Genomic DNA, 15,688 nt, shown 5'->3' with positions numbered 1-15,688 from the left:
CCCAAATACTCATGCGGCGGCGCGCGCTGGCACTGCCGGCGGCGCCTCAGCCGAATGCGTCCCGCACCGGACTTCTCGACAGCGCCACCAGCTTCTCGCGCAGCCGCATCGCCAGGGGCGACAAGGGCCGGCGCTTCAGGTCCAGCAGGTAATAGGGCGAGACGCGGATCTCATGCGGCACCGGCAGCATGGCGAAGCCCGCCCCGACCGGCGGCCGGATCAGCAATTCGGCGACCTCCTCCGACATCGGCGCCACCGCATCGCCCTGCGCCAGATAGGCGATCGTCAGCAGAAGCGAGGGGCTGTTCACGATGTTGCGCGGCTCGGCCAGCCCGACATTGGCAAAGGCCGCCAGGGCGGCCTCGCGGATCGGCGCGCCGCGGCTCTGCATGATCCATTCCTGCCCGGCCAGTTCGGTCAGCGTGACCGAGGCCGAGCGGCTCAGCGGGTGGCTGGCCCGCACCAGGAAGGCCACCTTTTCGTCCCGCATCGGCAGGATGTTGAAATCCCGGCTGTCGAATTCCGGCAGGATGCGGGCCAGCACGAAATCCATCTCTCCCGCCGCCAGATGCTGCAGCAGCTCGCGCGAGGGCATGACATCGACGGTGATGTCGGCATCCGGCGCGCCCTCCTTGATCTCGCGGATGGCCGAGACGAGATAGCTGACCGCCGGTCCTGTCACCGCGCCCACCCGCAGCGTGCCGCCGAACCCCTCGCGCAGCGCCTGCACGTCCGAGGCCATGCTGACCATCTCGCGCAGGATGACGCGGGCGCGGCGCAGCACGGCGCGGCCGATCTCGGTCGGCTCCATGCCCTTGGGCTGGCGCAGGAACAGCTGCGCGCCGACCTGGTTCTCGATCTCGGCCAGCATGCGCGAGGCGGCGGGCTGGGTCATGCCGACACGCTCGGCGGCCAGCTGCAACTGGCCGGTTTCGGCGATCTGCTGAAGCAGCCGCAGCTGCGCGGGTTTCAGCATCAGGCGGGCAGGCGGCATGGTCATAACAATTCCGGTATGCAGATTGCGAAGGATGTAATTTTACCATCATGTCGTTTCATGGCTAGATCAATCGCAAGCCATCAAGGCGGGTGGTGCCCGGGCCGCGCAAGGGCCGGCCGCCCGGACCGATTGCAGCGGGGGACCTGCCATGTTTTTGTCGCAACTTCTTCTGCCGGACGGAAGCCGCGCCGTCGCCCTGCGCGACGGCGAAGCCGCGCATCTGGTGCCCGGGGCGGACAGCACCCGCGCCCTGGCGCTGGCCGCCATCGCCGCCGGCCGCAGCCTGGCCGAAGAGGCCGCGCGCCGCGGTCCCGGCGCGGCGGTGGACCTGGAAGCCGCGCTGGCCGAGGGGCGGGTGCTGCCGCCCGTGGATCATCCCGATCCGGCGCATCTGCACCTGACCGGCACCGGGCTCACGCATCTCGGCTCGGCGGCGACGCGCGACGCCATGCATGGCGCCCCCGATGCCGGCGATCTGACCGACAGCATGAAGATGTTCCGCATGGGGCTGGAGGGCGGCAAGCCGCATCCCGGTGCGGTCGGCGTGCAGCCGGAATGGTTCTACAAGGGCAACGGGCATGGGGTGGCGCCGCCGGGTGCGGCGCTGGCCTCGCCCGGCTTCGCGCTGGACGCGGGCGAGGAGCCCGAGATCGCCGGGCTCTACCTGATCGGCCCGGACGGCACGCCCTTCCGCCTGGGCTTCGCGCTCGGCAACGAATTCTCGGATCATGTGACCGAGCGCGGCAACTATCTCTGGCTCGCCCATTCCAAGCTGCGCCCGGCCAGCTTCGGCCCCGAGATGCGCTTGGGCGATCTGCCGCAGCATGTCGAGGGCACCAGCCGCATCCTGCGCGACGGGGCGGTGCTCTGGGAAAGGCCGTTCCTTTCGGGCGAGGCGAACATGAGCCACAGCATCGCCAATCTGGAGCACCATCATTTCAAATACCCGCTGTTCCGCCAGCCGGGCGATGTGCACGTGCATTTCTTCGGCACGGCGACGCTGTCCTTTGCCGACGGCCTCCGCTGCCGTCCGGGCGATGTGTTCGAGATCGAGTCCCCGGCGCTGGGCCTGCCGCTGCGCAACCCGCTGGCGCCGGACCGGCCCGGCGACGCCCCGATCCGCGTCGAGGTGCTGTGATGACCAAGCCCTTCACCCCCGCGCCCTGGCCGCGCAAGCTGCGCTCGCAGCATTGGTATGGCGGCAATTCCCGCGACACGATCTATCATCGCGGATGGTTGAAGAATCAGGGCTATCCCCATGATCTGTTTGACGGAAGGCCGGTGATCGGCATCCTGAACACCTGGTCGGACCTGACGCCCTGCAACGGCCATCTGCGCGAGCTGGCCGAAAAGGTTAAGGCCGGCATCTGGGAGGCCGGGGGCTTTCCGCTGGAGGTGCCGGTTTTCTCGGCCAGCGAGAATAGCTATCGCCCGACCGCGATGATGTATCGCAACCTTGCCGCCATGGCGGTCGAGGAGGCGATGCGCGGCCAGCCCATCGACGGGGCGGTGCTGCTGGTCGGATGCGACAAGACGACGCCCAGCCTGCTGATGGGCGCGGCCTCGACCGACATCCCCTCGATCGTCGTCACCGGCGGGCCGATGCTGAACGGCTGGTTCCGGGGCGAGCGCATCGGCTCGGGCACGCATCTGTGGAAATTCTCCGAGGCCGTGAAGGCCGGCGAGATGACGCAGGAGGAGTTCCTGGAGGCCGAGGCCAGCATGTCCCGCTCCTCGGGCACCTGCAACACCATGGGCACCGCCTCGACCATGGCCTCGATGGCCGAGGCGCTGGGCATGGCGCTGTCGGGCAATGCCGCGATCCCGGCGGTGGACTCGCGCCGCCGCGTCATGGCGCAGCTGACCGGCCGGCGCATCGTGCAGATGGTCAAGGACGACCTGAAGCCCAGCGACATCCTGACCCGCGCCGCCTTCGAGAACGCGATCCGCACCAACGGCGCCATCGGCGGCTCGACCAATGCGGTCATCCACCTGCTGGCCCTGGCGGGCCGGGTCGGGGTCGAGCTGACCCTGGACGATTGGGACCGGCTGGGCCGCGACGTGCCGACCATCGTGAACCTGATGCCCTCGGGCCAGTACCTGATGGAAGAATTCTTCTATGCCGGTGGTTTGCCGGTGGTTCTTCAAAGACTGGGCGAGGCGGGGCTGCTTCGCCGCGAGGCGCTGACCGTTTCGGGACGCACGATCTGGGATGAGGTGCGCGAGGCCCGCAACTGGAACGAGGACGTCATTCTGCCCGCCGACCGGCCGCTGACCGGACAGGGCGGCATCGCGGTGCTGCGCGGCAATCTGGCGCCGGGCGGGGCGGTGCTGAAGCCCTCGGCCGCCAGCCCGCATCTGCTGGTGCATCGCGGCCGCGCCGTCGTCTTCGAGGATATCGACGACTACAAGGCCCGCATCGCCGACGAGGCGCTGGACATCGACGAGACCTGCGTCATGGTGCTGAAGATGTGCGGCCCGCGCGGCTATCCGGGCATGGCCGAGGTCGGCAATATGGGCCTGCCGCCCAAGGTTCTGAGGAAGGGCATCACCGACATGGTGCGGATCTCGGACGCGCGCATGTCGGGCACCGCCTATGGCACGGTGGTGCTGCATGCCTCGCCCGAGGCGGCGCGGGGCGGGCCGCTGGCCGTGGTGCGCGACGGCGACATGATCGAGCTGGACGTGCCGAACCGGCGGCTGCATCTGGACGTGCCCGATGCCGAGATCGCCCGCCGCCTGGCCGAATGGCGCAACCCGGTGCCGCCGCCGGCGGGGGGCTATGCGCGGCTGTTCCACGACCATGTCGAGGGCGCCGAGACCGGGGCGGATTTCGACTTTCTGCGCGGCTGCCGCGGCCGCGCGGTCGGAAAGGACAGCCACTGATGAAGATCGCTCTTGTCGGCATCGGAAAGATCGCGCGGGATCAGCATGTTCCGGCGATTTCCTCATCCCCGGACTGGACGCTTGCGGCCAGCGTCTCGCGCCATGGCGGCGTCGAGGGGGTCGAGAGCTTCGCCCGCATCGAGGAGATGCTGGCCGCCCGGCCCGACATCCCTGCGGTCTCGCTCTGCCTGCCGCCGGTGCCGCGCTTTGCCATGGCCGAGGCGGCCTTGCGGGCGGGGCGCCATGTGATGCTGGAAAAGCCGCCCGGCGCCACGCTGGCCGAGGTGCAGGCGCTGCAGGCGCTGGCGCGCGCGCAGGGCGTGACGCTGTTCGCCAGCTGGCATTCGCGCGAGGCGCAGGCGGTGGCGGCGGCAAGACGCTGGCTTTCCGGGCGGCGCATCGAGAGCGGCCGGATCACCTGGCGCGAGGACGTGCGGGTCTGGCATCCCGGCCAGGACTGGATCTTCGCGGCCGGCGGCATGGGGGTCTTCGATCCCGGCATCAACGCGCTGTCGATCCTGACGCATATCCTGCCCGCGCCGGTGCATCTGACCGCGGCCGAGCTGGACTTCCCCGAGAACCGTCAGGCCCCCATCGCGGCGCGGCTGCGGCTCTCGCAGGGGATCGAGGCGGATTTCGACTTCCGCCAGCAGGGCCCGCAGACCTGGGACATGGAGTTCGTGACCGATGCCGGCCGCCTCGCGCTGCGCATGGGCGGCAATGTGCTGGAGATCGACGGGGCCGAGGCCGGGGGCGAGGCCAGCATCATGGGCGAATACCCGGCGCTTTACGCGCGCATGGCGGAGCTGGTGCGCAGGGGCGCCTCCGAGGTGGACCTGTCGCCGATGGTGCTGGTGGCGGACGCCTTTACCCTTGGCCGCCGCAATACCGTGGACGCATTCGAATTCTGAAGGAAGACCGATGGACTGGACACCGCAAGGCAAGCATCTGATCGCGGGCGAATGGGTCGGGGGCGAGGCGACATTCCGCTCGGCCCCCGCGCATGGCCCGGCGCATGGTTTCGCCAGCGGCACGGTCGAGCTGGTCGCGCGAGCCTGCGAAGCGGCCGAGGAGGCCTTCTGGTCCTATGGCTGGACCGCGCGCGAGGAGCGTGCGGCTTTCCTCGACGCCATCGCCGACGAGATCGAGGCCCGGGCCGAGGCGATCACCGCCATCGGCACGCAGGAAACCGGCCTGCCCGAGGCCCGGCTGCAAGGCGAGCGTGGCCGCACCGTGGGCCAGCTGCGGCTGTTCGCGGATCATATCCGCAAGGGCGATTACCTTGATCGCCGTCACGACAAGGCGCTGCCCGACCGCCAGCCGCTGCCGCGTCCCGACCTGCGGCTGATCCAGCGTCCCATCGGACCGGTGGCGGTCTTCGGCGCCTCGAACTTCCCGCTGGCGTTTTCGACGGCGGGCGGCGACACCGCCTCGGCCCTGGCGGCGGGCTGCCCGGTGGTGGTCAAGGGCCACCCCGCCCATCCCGGCACCGGCGAGATCGTGGCGGAAGCCATCGCGGCCGCGATCCGCGCCACCGGCATGCCCGCAGGCAGTTTCGGCTTCATCCACGGCGACCGGCACGAGGTCGGCGCGGCGCTGGTGCGCCACCCGCTGATCCGCGCCGTGGGCTTCACCGGCAGCCTGCGCGGCGGCCGGGCGCTTTATGACCTCTGCGCCGCGCGGCCCGAGCCGATCCCCTTTTTCGGCGAGCTTGGCAGCATCAACCCCTGTTTCGTGCTGCCCGAAGCCTTCGCGGCGCGCGGCCAGCAGATCGCGCGGGACTGGACCGCCAGCCTGACCATGGGCGCCGGGCAGTTCTGCACCAATCCGGGCCTTCTGGTGCTGCGCGCCAAGGATGCCGAGACCTTCACCGCCGCCGCCACCGAGGCGCTGGCGGACGCCCCGGAACAGGTCATGCTGACCGAGGGCATCGCCGAGGCCTATCGCGCAGGCGCCGCCCGTATCGGTGCCCATGCCGCGCCGGTGCTGGCCTGCGACAGCCGGGGCCGCAATGCGCGGCCCGGCATCTACCGGACCAGCGCGCGGGACTTCCTGCACAGCCACGCCCTGGGGGAAGAGGTGTTCGGCCCGCTCGGCCTTGTCGTCACCACCAGTTCGGAGGACGAGATGCTGGGCCTTGCCCGCGCGCTGGACGGCCAGCTGACCGCCACCTTGCAGATGGAGGCCGGCGACACCGCGCTGGCCCGGCGGCTGATGCCGATCCTGGAACGCAAGGCCGGCCGGGTGCTGGCCAATGGCTGGCCCACCGGGGTCGAGGTCGCCGACGCCATGGTGCATGGCGGCCCCTACCCGGCATCGACGAATTTCGGCGCCACCAGCGTTGGCACCCTGGCGATCCGCCGCTTCCTGCGGCCGGTCTGTTTCCAGAACCTGCCCGACGCGCTGCTGCCGGAGGACTTGCGGGGCTGAGAGGACAGCCCCGTAGAAAACGGTCATACAGGGAGGAAACCATGACCAGATTCCTGATGAGCACCGCCGCCGCTGCCGCGCTGGCGATCTCGGCCACGGCCGCCATGGCCGAGGGCGAAACCATCGGCTTTTCCCAGATCGGCTCGGAATCCGGCTGGCGCGCGGCCGAGACCACGTTGACCAAGACCCAGGCCGAGGAACGCGGCCTGAAGCTGCAATTCTCGGACGCGCAGCAGAAGCAGGAAAACCAAATCGCCGCGATCCGCTCCTTCATCGCGCAGGGCGTGGACGCGATCCTGCTGGCCCCGGTCGTCGCCACCGGCTGGGACGCCGTGCTGCAAGAGGCCAAGGAGGCCGAGATCCCGGTCGTGCTGCTGGACCGGCAGGTGGACAGCTCGGACGATCTCTACCTGACCGCCGTCGGCTCGAACCTGGTGCACGAGGGCGAGGTCGCCGGCAAATGGCTGGTCGATACCGTCGGCGACAAGGAATGCCGCGTGGTCGAATTGCAGGGCACCACGGGTTCCAGCCCCGCCATCGACCGCAAGAAGGGCTTCGAGAACGCGCTGGCCGGCCACGACAACCTGAAGATCGTGCGCAGCCAGACCGGCGACTTCACCCGCGCCCAGGGCAAGGAGGTGATGGAAAGCTTCCTGCAGGCCGAGAATGGCGGCAAGGACATCTGCGCGCTCTATGCCCATAACGACGACATGGCGGTCGGCGCGATCCAGGCCATCAAGGAGGCCGGGCTGAAGCCGGGCACCGACATCCTGGTCGTGTCCATCGACGGCGTGCCGGACCTGTTCCAGGCCATGGCCAATGGCGAGGCGAATGCCACCGTCGAGCTGACGCCGAACATGGCCGGCCCGGCCTTCGACGCGCTCGCCGCCTATTGGAAGGACGGCACCCAGCCGGCGAAGTTCCTGCAGACCGAGTCGAAGCTCTACACGCAAGCCGACGACCCGGCCGGCGAATACGAGCGCCGCAAGGGCCTGGGCTACTGACAGCCGGCGGCCGGGCCGTCCATGCGGCGGCCCGCGCCGAGCCGAGGAGGGGCGCGATGCTGCTGACCATCCGGTCTTTGACCAAGACGTTCCCGGGAACGAAGGCGCTCGACGCGGTGGATTTCGACCTGGCCGCGGGCGAGGTCCACGCGCTGCTGGGCGAGAACGGCGCCGGCAAGTCCACGCTGATCAAATGCCTGACCGGCGCCTATCGCCGCGACGGCGGCACCATCACCCTGGACGGCGCGCAGATCGACTCGCAATCCACGGTCGAGGCGCAGGAGCAGGGCATCGGCACCGTCTATCAAGAGGTGAACCTGCTGCCCAACCTGACCGTGGCGCAGAACCTGATGTTCGGCCGCGAGCCGCGCCGCTGGGGGCTGATCGACAGCCGCGCCCTGCGGGCCGGGGCGCGCGAGACGCTGCGGCCCTATGGCCTGGATATCGACGTGGACCGCGACCTGGGCAGCTATTCCGTCGCCATCCAGCAGATCGTCGCCATCGCCCGCGCCGTGGCGCTGTCGGGCAAGGTGCTGATCCTGGACGAGCCGACCGCCAGCCTGGACGCGGCCGAGGTGCGCATGGTCTTCGACGTGGTGCGGGGGCTGCGCGAACGCGGTCTGGGCATCGTCTTCGTGTCGCATTTCCTCGACCAGGTGTTCGACCTGACCGACCGCGTGACCGTGCTGCGGAACGGTCGCAAGATCGTCACCGAGCGCACGGCCGAGCTGGACCGGGTGAAGCTGATCGAGCACATGCTGGGCCGCGCGCTGGAGCATGAGGTGGCCGAGCAGGCCGCCCGGACCGCCGCCGCCCGTCCTCCCTTGCTGGAATTCCGCGGCTTCGGCCGGCGCGGCGTGGTCGAGCCCTTCGACCTGACCGTGGGGCAGGGCGAGGTGGTGGGGCTGGCGGGCCTGCTGGGCTCGGGCCGCACGGAAAGCGCCGAGATGATGTTCGGCGTGCGTCCCGCGCAATCGGGCGAGGCCAGCGACGCGCAGTCCCGGCTGGACCTGTCCAGCCCGCGCGCCGCCGTCGCCGAAGGGTTCGGCTTCGTCCCCGAGGAGCGCAAGACCGACGGCATCGTCGCCGAACTGTCGATCCGCGAGAACATCATCCTGGGCCTGCAGGCCCGGCGCGGCTGGGCGCGGCCGATTCCGCGCGCCGAGCAAAACCGCATCGCCGATGATTACATCAAGCGGCTCGACATCCGCACCTCGGGCCGGGAAAAGCCCATCGGCGAGCTGTCCGGCGGCAACCAGCAGAAGGCCATCCTCGCGCGCTGGCTGGCGATGAACCCGCGCTTCCTGATCCTGGACGAGCCGACGCGCGGCATCGATGTCGGCGCCCATGCGGAGATCCTGCGCCTGATCCGCGCGCTGACCCAGGCCGGCATGTCGATCCTGCTGGTCTCGAGCGAGATCGACGAGCTGGTCGCCAGCGCCGACCGGGTGATCGTGCTGCGCGACCGCCGCCATGTCGCAGAGCTGGACGGGCCGCGCCTGACCGGGGCCGAGATCATGCGCGCCATCGCCGGCGGGGAGGTGGCGGCATGACCCTGCTGAAGCGCATCGCCCCGCAACTGGTGGCGCTGGCGCTGCTGGTGGCGCTGGTGACGGTGTTCTATCCGGGTTTCCTGAAGATCGGCATCAGCGGCGACCGGCTGGTCGGGCCGATGATCGACGTCTTGAAGCGCGGCGCGCCGGTGGCGCTGCTGGCGGTGGGTATGACGCTGGTCATCGCCACGCGCGGCATCGACCTGTCGGTCGGCACCACCATGGCGATCTGCGGCGCGGTCGCCGCCTCGGCCGTGGCCGGCGGCTGGGGGCTGGGTCCGGCGCTGCTGCTGGCGCTGGCCGCCGGCGCGCTCGCCGGGCTGTGGAACGGGCTGCTGGTCGCCGTGGTCGGCATCCAGCCCTTTGTCGCCACGCTGATCCTGATGACCATGGGGCGCGGCATCGCCCAGCTGATCACCGAAGGGCGCATCCTGACCTTCAACGACGCGGGCTTCGCCTTCTTCGGCTCGGGCAGCCTCTTGGGCCTGCCGGTGCCGGCCTGGCTGTGGCTGGCCTGCGGTCTGGGCATGGCGGCGCTGATGCGGCGCACCGCGCTTGGCCTGCTGGTCGAATCCATCGGCATCAACCGCCGCGCCAGCGCCCTGGCCGGGGTGAACGCCACGGTGCTGCTGATCGCGGTCTATGTCGTCTCGGGGCTTTGCGCGGCGCTGGCCGGGATCGTCGTCACCGCCGACATCCGCGGGGCGGACGCCAACAATGCCGGGCTGTGGCTGGAGCTCGACGCCATCCTGGCCGTGGTGATCGGCGGCAATTCCCTGCTGGGCGGGCGGTTTTCCATCATCGCCTCGCTGATCGGGGCGCTGATCATCCAGACCATCGACACCGGCATCCTGCTGGCCGGTTTCCCGTCCGAATACAACCTGGTCATCAAGGCCGGGCTGGTGCTGGTGATCCTGGTGCTGCAATCGCCGCGCATCGCCGGGGAATGGCGGCTGTGGCGCGACAGCCACCGCGCCAGCCGAGAGGCCGCCCTGCACCGAGGAGCCGCGAAATGAACACCCGCGCCCTGCCGCTTTACGCGACCGTCGTGATCTTCCTGCTGGCCTATCTGCTGTGCTGGCTGCAATTCCCCAACATCCTGTCCACGCGGGTGGTGGGCAACCTGCTGACCGACAACGCCTATCTGGGCATCGTCGCGGTCGGCATGACGCTGGTGATCCTGTCGGGCGGCATCGACCTGTCGGTGGGCAGCGTCATCGCCTTTTCCGGCGTCTTCATCGCCGTGATCCTGCGCGAGACGTCGCTGCACCCGCTGGTCGTTTTCGCCCTGCTACTGGCGCTGACCACCGCCTTTGGCGCGGCCATGGGCTTTTTGATCGACCGGCTGGCCATGCCCGCCTTCATCGTCACGCTGGCCGGCATGTTCCTGGCGCGCGGCGCGGCCTATATGCTGTCGATCGACTCGGTGCCGATTGCGCATCCCTTCTACAAGACCCTGCAATCGGCCTATTGGCTGATGCCCGGCAAGGGCCGGCTGACGCTGATCGGCGTCGTCATGCTGCTGACGGTGCTGGCGGGCATGGTCGTCGCCCACAAGACCCGCTTCGGCGCATCCGTCTATGCGCTTGGCGGTGGCGAGGCGACGGCGCGGCTGATGGGCGTCCGGCAGGGGCGCACGACGATGCTGGTCTATGCCTTTTCGGGACTGATGGCGGGACTCTCGGGCATCGTGTTCTCGATCTATACCGGCTCGGGCTATTCGCTGGCGACGGTGGGGACCGAACTGACCGCCATCGCGGCGGTGGTGATCGGCGGCACATTGCTGACCGGGGGGGCGGGCTACATGTTCGGCACGCTGGTCGGCGTGCTGACCATGGGGCTGATCCAGACCTACATCGTCTTCGACGGCACGCTGTCGAGCTGGTGGACCAAGATCGTCATCGGGGTGCTGCTGCTGGTGTTCATCCTGCTGCAGAAGGGGCTGCTGAAACTGTCGCAATCGCGGCTGGAAGGCTCGGGCGCCTGACCGCCGCAGCTGTCCGGCCGGCTTGTGTAAGGCAAGCAGCGGGTTGGCCTTTTGCCGTCATCGTCGAGGCCGTCGATCATCTCGGTCGGGCGATATGGGGACGGGGTCCCGACCGACCGGAGCCGAGGACCGTATTGGTGATGACGCATGCGCTGATACCGGCACGCCGCGCAATGCTGCGGAGGCCATGCGGCACCTGCCTTATGCGAGGTCCGCGCATCTTGCGGTTATTTTCCAGCCCGCATCGTCCTGCCGCAGCAACCATGTCTTGCGCGGGATCGAGGTTCCCGCCGCGGTGCGATAGCTTGCGATTTCCAGCCGAAGACCGTCAGCCGATGGGGCGAGGCGGCCTGGCGCCTCGATCCCGTCGGCAAAGCACAGGACAACGTCGATCTCGCCTGCAGGTGGATCTGCGGGCAATCTTGCGCGACAGCCCGGATAAGCGTGACTGTCCTGGAGGAATATCTGCATCCCGGCTCTCCTCTCTCTCTCTCTCTTTCGGCCAGTCCATGCGGCACGGCCGGCAAGGCGGCCTTCAGGATGGAAACCGTATAGTCCTTGCGGCCAAGCTGCCAGGAAAGCGCGGTCCCGCCATGTCCGTTTGCTGCTTGTCCGCGCCATCGGCCATGAAGCCGTCCCGCAGCTGAACATGTCGCTCGCCGCCATCGGCCACCAGCCGATGGACGCCGCGCACCAAAGGCTTCACTCGTGCCGCGACCGTCTGAGGACAGAACCGGTTCTCCTGCGCGCGATCATCCTCGCCACGGCAGGGTTCGCGCTGGTCGAGCACCCGTTGAAGGACGGCCAGGCCGAACCATCAGCCGAATTTGGCGCCAAGCCCGGTCGATTGGCCGACCTGCTGGAATTCTAATGCTTCCTGAGAGGATATTCCGGCTTCTTCTGGTTCTGCCAGGTCGGGCCATTCTTCGGCATCTTCACCTTCATGATGCCGGTGCTGGAGTCGCTGGGCCTGCGGGATGCGACGGCGGTGGACATGTCGCTGAACGCCATCCAGATCGCCGGAGCCGTGGTCGGCGTCTTCCTGCTGCACTGGATGAGCCGCCGCGGTTTCGTGATCTGGACCTTCGTGATGGTGCTGCTGACCTTCCTGGCGCTGGGCCTGCTCCCGCAGGCGCCGACCTGGGTCGTCGTCGTCCTGTTCGCGACCTACATGTTCGTCGCCCCGGCCGCGAACAACATCCAGTTCGTCTATCCGCCCGAAATCTTCGACACGCATGTGCGGGCGACGGGGGGGCGGGTTTTCGGCCGCCTTCTCGCGGATATCGGCAGCCGGCGTGACTTATCTCCTGCCATATTTTCTGCAAAGGTTCGGATTTTCCACCACCCTGGTGATGATGACCGCGTTTCCCCTGCTGGGGCTGGTCCTGTCGATCCTCTGGGCTCCGGAAACCAAGGGCAAGCACTTGCGCTGAGCGCCGGTGCGGGCTGACCTCTCCCGGCAGCCGGGGCGCAGCATGCGGATGCCGCCGGTGGTGCGGCTTGCGCGGCCAAGGGCGGGAGCGCGTAATCGCGTCGATTCCGGGCGTGCAACCTGACGCTGCATCTGCTAGACTGGCGGCCGAGGACGGTTCGGCCCGACATGTTCGCGGGCGGCGAGCCGGGTTCTCCGGCTGGCGCCTCGCCCGGTTCCGGGCCCTCCAGGAAGGGAGGATGCAGCCATGCACCGAGAAACGATTGGAAACCCGCTCAGCTGGAGCGCGCAGAGGCTCGCCGGCATCGGCCGCGGCGCCGGCGCGGCGGTGGACGGGATCGGCAGCCACGAGATGGCCCTGCCCGAGGTCAACCAGATCGGCCTGGGCGACATTCGCGCGGCGCTTCGCAAGGGCATCGAGGATTTCGGCGCGCTCCGCACCGATGTGATCACCGCGGTGGCGCTTTATCCGGTGATCGGCTTCGTCCTTGCCGCCTGGGCCTTCAACGCCGGACAGGTGCATCTGCTCTTTCCGCTGGCCGCGGGCTTTCCCCTGATCGGGCCGGTCGCGGCTCTCGGCCTCTACGAGATGAGCCGGCGGCGCGAGCGGGGCGAAGAGACGGATTGGGGCGCGGTGCTGGCCACGCTGAGCGGCCGGGTGCTGGGGCCGGTGCTGGCCCTGGGCTGCCTTCTTGCGGTGATCTTCGCCTTCTGGCTTATCGCCGCCCATGCGATCTGGGCCGTCACCCTCGGACCCGAGCCCTATGACAGCCTCCTCGTCTTCCTGCGCGACGCCGTCACCAGCAGCGCGGGCTGGACGATGATCCTGGCCGGGTTCGCCGTCGGCTTCGTCTTCGCGGCCGTGGTGCTCTGCGTCAGCCTGGTGTCGTTTCCGATGCTGATCGACCGCCCGGTGGGGGTGCCGGTGGCGCTGGCGACCTCGCTTGCCGTGGCGCGCCGCAATCCGGGGACGACAGCCCTCTGGGGGCTGATCGTGGCCGTTTCGCTGGTGCTGGGGATGATCCCGCTGTTCGCCGGGCTGATCGTCGTCCTGCCCATCCTCGGCCATGCGACATGGCATCTTTACCGCCGGGCGGTGGCCTAGCCTGATCGAGGCGCGCTGCGCCGGGCCGCGGCGCCGGCGCGCCTGGGGGCCGGGTCATGTTGCGTGGCGATGATCCTGCGATCCGGCCGGTTTTCCTTGGGAGGAAGCGCACCCAACGGGCCTTGATGGCCCCGGCCAGTTTCTTGAGCGGTGTGTCGGCCGGCAGGTTGCTGAGGTCGTATTTGCGCTTGCCGGTGGAACGGTGCTCGCCGACCAGCCAGACCTCCTCGCCGGGCAGATGCTGCTGGCCAAGAGTGCCAATGCGCTGCGGCGGTCCGTCGGCGACACGGACACGCATGGCAGCGAACCGGGCTGAGAGCCTGCCTTTCGTGCCGCGCCGCCAACTCACGGCCTGCCACTTCGCCTTCTCAAGTATCTCCTGCGCCGGACGAGATGGGACATCGGGGACATGGTTCTACGCGGTCGCCCGCGACCGGCGACCGGGAAGATCAGGGCAACCTTGGCCGGGTAGACCTTCTGCTTGTGAGGGATGCCCACGGCCAGGTCAGTCCACGCTCGGTGAGCGCCTGCCGGAACGGGCCAGACAGGCCATGGCCGGCGTCGGCCAGGATGCCGCCAAAGCGCGCAGCTGCGCTGCGCACATGCGCTCAGGACCATGCTCGCGTTCGCCTTCCTGCAAGCCCGACGCCTGAAGGCAGCGGGTCGGAAAAAAGGGCCCCAGCTGCCCCGCCGCGACCGAGCCTGCCAGCTATCAGCCAGACGATCTTGATCCAGCTCAGTCACTCGCCGCCCAGCTGTCCCCACTGCCGTAGGAAGTGGCGAAAAATGCTCAACAGACTTCTGCCAAAGTAGTGCTAGGGTGACATGACACATCTTTGTGCGGGTTTCTCGCGCAGCCCGATCGGAGCCGCGCGAGGGAGAAGTCACTGTGGACACGGCGGTAGATCGGATCAGGCCGCGACCGCGGGGTTACGCCTCGACAGCCGGACATAGGCCATGTCCAGCGCCAGCATGACCAGCAGCGAGGCACCGACCAGCGGGAAGATCACGCCGCCGACCGCGAGGATCGCGATCAGGCCGCGAAACACCCGCCGGTCCTGCGGCAGCGGCGGCACGCCGAGCGAACCCGAGGGCCTGCGCTTCCACCACATCACCGCCGCCGAGACGGCCAGCAGCACGATGGCCGCGCAGGCCGCCAGCAGGATGATCTGGTTCAGCACGCCGAAGGTCTGGCCCATATGGGTGTTGATGCCCCATTCCAGCCATTTCCCCAGCGGGCCGTAATCGGCATAGCCCATGTCCAGCAGCGGCTGCCCGCCATACTGGTCCAGATGCACCACGCGCTGCCGGCTCAGGTTGTCGGGATAGACCGAGCCGCTGAACACGCCTTCGGGCTTTTGCGGCAGGCCGACGGCATAGCCGCGATGCAGGCCCAGCCGGTCGAAGGCCGCGACCGCATCGTCCAGCGTGATCGGGGTGCCGCCGGGCGCCGGGCTCTCAGGGATCTGCGCCTGTTCCAGCGACCAGGAGGTCTTGGCAATCTCATCCAGCTTCTGCTGCGACATCGGCACGTTCACCCGCACTCCGTTCGGATAGCCGAAATTATTGCCGTTGGCCCATTCGTTCACCTTGCCGCCCCAGACCCCCGACCAGGGCATGCCCGTGACGGCCAGGAAGACGATGAAGAAGCCCACGAACAGCCCCGTCACCGCATGCAGGTCGCGCCAGAATACCCGCCGCTGCGGCCGGCCCCGGACCGAGACGATGCCGCCCTTCTGCCCGCGCGGCCACCACAGCCAGATGCCGGTGCCGACCAGCAGGATCGACCAGCCCGCCGCGATCTCGATGAGATAGCGCGTCCAGGTGCCGAAATACTTGAAGCTGTGCAGCGTGCGGACCGTCCACATGATCGTCGAACGATCCGGCATCGCGCCCAGCACCAAGCCGTTATAGGGGTTCACATAGACCGCCATCCTGCCGCGATCCGTGCTGACGGTGACCTCGGTCGAGGCGCCGGGGTCGGCCGGGTCGGTGTATTTGACCGCCGTGCCCGGAACCGCATCCAGGGCCGAGGCGACCTGCGCGGTCGGTGCCAGCCTCTGGCTGTCCTGCACCTGCACGCGCTTGAGGTCGGCGTGATACCAGTTATCGATCTCGTCGCGGAAGACATACATCGCGCCGGTGATCGACAGCGTGATCATGAAGGGCAGCACCAGCAGCCCGGCGTAGAAATGCCAGCGCCAGACGGCGCGATAGAGATCGCCCACACCCTGGCGAGCGGTATCGGGAATTGCAGACATGGAGTCCTCGCACATGCGGCGGCCCGCCGAGGC

At 68.8% G+C, this 15,688-nt stretch carries 14 protein-coding genes and 1 pseudogene; 11 read left to right on the top strand and 4 right to left on the bottom strand.

Going from position 1 to position 15,688, the window contains the following annotated elements; all coding sequences use genetic code 11:
* Positions 1 to 46 precede the first annotated feature (46 nt).
* Positions 47 to 1,000 carry a LysR family transcriptional regulator gene (locus LOS78_RS14945; protein ID WP_230377347.1) on the bottom strand — a complete coding sequence of 318 codons (954 nt, stop codon included), beginning with the start codon at positions 998 to 1,000 and terminating at the stop codon, positions 47 to 49.
* A 145-nt stretch (positions 1,001 to 1,145) separates the two neighbouring features.
* On the opposite strand from LOS78_RS14945, the gene araD1 reads away from it, so the two are divergent.
* Genes araD1 through yjfF form a run of 8 tightly spaced genes read left to right on the top strand, consistent with a single transcriptional unit; the run spans position 1,146 to position 10,857 of the window.
* Complete coding sequence (gene araD1 / locus LOS78_RS14940) at positions 1,146 to 2,135, top strand: AraD1 family protein (RefSeq protein WP_230377346.1); 990 nt, start codon at positions 1,146 to 1,148, stop codon at positions 2,133 to 2,135.
* Positions 2,135 to 3,883, top strand: coding sequence for an L-arabinonate dehydratase (gene araD, locus LOS78_RS14935; RefSeq protein WP_230377345.1), 1,749 nt, complete (start codon positions 2,135 to 2,137; stop codon positions 3,881 to 3,883). The genes araD1 and araD overlap by 1 nt, the downstream gene beginning before the upstream one ends.
* Positions 3,883 to 4,794, top strand: a complete 912-nt coding sequence (locus tag LOS78_RS14930; protein WP_230377344.1) for a Gfo/Idh/MocA family protein — start codon at positions 3,883 to 3,885, stop codon at positions 4,792 to 4,794. Before araD ends, LOS78_RS14930 begins: the two co-directional genes overlap by 1 nt.
* 10 nt (positions 4,795 to 4,804) lie before the next feature.
* Positions 4,805 to 6,313 carry an aldehyde dehydrogenase (NADP(+)) gene (locus tag LOS78_RS14925; protein ID WP_230377343.1) on the top strand — a complete coding sequence of 503 codons (1,509 nt, stop codon included), beginning with the start codon at positions 4,805 to 4,807 and terminating at the stop codon, positions 6,311 to 6,313.
* Between the two features lie 41 nt (positions 6,314 to 6,354).
* Entirely contained in the window at positions 6,355 to 7,317 is a 963-nt protein-coding gene (gene ytfQ / locus LOS78_RS14920; protein WP_230377342.1) for a galactofuranose ABC transporter, galactofuranose-binding protein YtfQ, read from the top strand.
* A 56-nt stretch (positions 7,318 to 7,373) separates the two neighbouring features.
* The gene (locus LOS78_RS14915; RefSeq protein WP_230377341.1) at positions 7,374 to 8,870 is read left to right on the top strand and encodes a sugar ABC transporter ATP-binding protein; all 1,497 of its coding nucleotides are present in this window, start codon (positions 7,374 to 7,376) and stop codon (positions 8,868 to 8,870) included.
* Positions 8,867 to 9,886, top strand: a complete 1,020-nt coding sequence (locus tag LOS78_RS14910; protein WP_230377340.1) for an ABC transporter permease — start codon at positions 8,867 to 8,869, stop codon at positions 9,884 to 9,886. Before LOS78_RS14915 ends, LOS78_RS14910 begins: the two co-directional genes overlap by 4 nt.
* Positions 9,883 to 10,857, top strand: coding sequence for a galactofuranose ABC transporter, permease protein YjfF (gene yjfF / locus LOS78_RS14905; RefSeq protein ID WP_230377339.1), 975 nt, complete (start codon positions 9,883 to 9,885; stop codon positions 10,855 to 10,857). The genes LOS78_RS14910 and yjfF overlap by 4 nt, the downstream gene beginning before the upstream one ends.
* Before the next feature lie 201 nt (positions 10,858 to 11,058).
* Here the strand turns inward: yjfF and LOS78_RS14900 are convergent, their stop codons facing one another.
* Positions 11,059 to 11,328, bottom strand: coding sequence for a hypothetical protein (locus LOS78_RS14900; RefSeq protein ID WP_230377338.1), 270 nt, complete (start codon positions 11,326 to 11,328; stop codon positions 11,059 to 11,061).
* Positions 11,329 to 11,506: 178 nt separating this feature from the next.
* Between LOS78_RS14900 and LOS78_RS14895 the strand changes: the two genes are divergently transcribed.
* The 3 genes from LOS78_RS14895 (at position 11,507) to LOS78_RS14885 (ending at position 13,394) form a co-directional block, all read left to right on the top strand.
* Complete coding sequence (locus tag LOS78_RS14895) at positions 11,507 to 11,728, top strand: hypothetical protein (RefSeq protein WP_230377337.1); 222 nt, start codon at positions 11,507 to 11,509, stop codon at positions 11,726 to 11,728.
* 72 nt (positions 11,729 to 11,800) lie between these two features.
* Positions 11,801 to 12,307 carry an MFS transporter gene (locus LOS78_RS14890; RefSeq protein ID WP_230377336.1) on the top strand — a complete coding sequence of 169 codons (507 nt, stop codon included), beginning with the start codon at positions 11,801 to 11,803 and terminating at the stop codon, positions 12,305 to 12,307.
* Positions 12,308 to 12,536: 229 nt separating this feature from the next.
* Positions 12,537 to 13,394, top strand: coding sequence for a DUF2189 domain-containing protein (locus tag LOS78_RS14885; RefSeq protein WP_230377335.1), 858 nt, complete (start codon positions 12,537 to 12,539; stop codon positions 13,392 to 13,394).
* 109 nt (positions 13,395 to 13,503) lie between these two features.
* Here the strand turns inward: LOS78_RS14885 and LOS78_RS14880 are convergent.
* A pseudogene (locus LOS78_RS14880) lies at positions 13,504 to 13,996 on the bottom strand (transposase); the annotation flags it as partial.
* Between the two features lie 309 nt (positions 13,997 to 14,305).
* The gene (locus tag LOS78_RS14875; RefSeq protein WP_230377334.1) at positions 14,306 to 15,655 is read right to left on the bottom strand and encodes a PepSY domain-containing protein; all 1,350 of its coding nucleotides are present in this window, start codon (positions 15,653 to 15,655) and stop codon (positions 14,306 to 14,308) included.
* Positions 15,656 to 15,688: the final 33 nt, after the last annotated feature.

Source organism: Paracoccus sp. MA (assembly GCF_020990385.1).
Classification (GTDB): domain Bacteria; phylum Pseudomonadota; class Alphaproteobacteria; order Rhodobacterales; family Rhodobacteraceae; genus Paracoccus.
The sequence above is the reverse complement of the archived record's forward strand: the minus strand, read 5'-3'. Positions and strand labels throughout refer to the sequence as shown.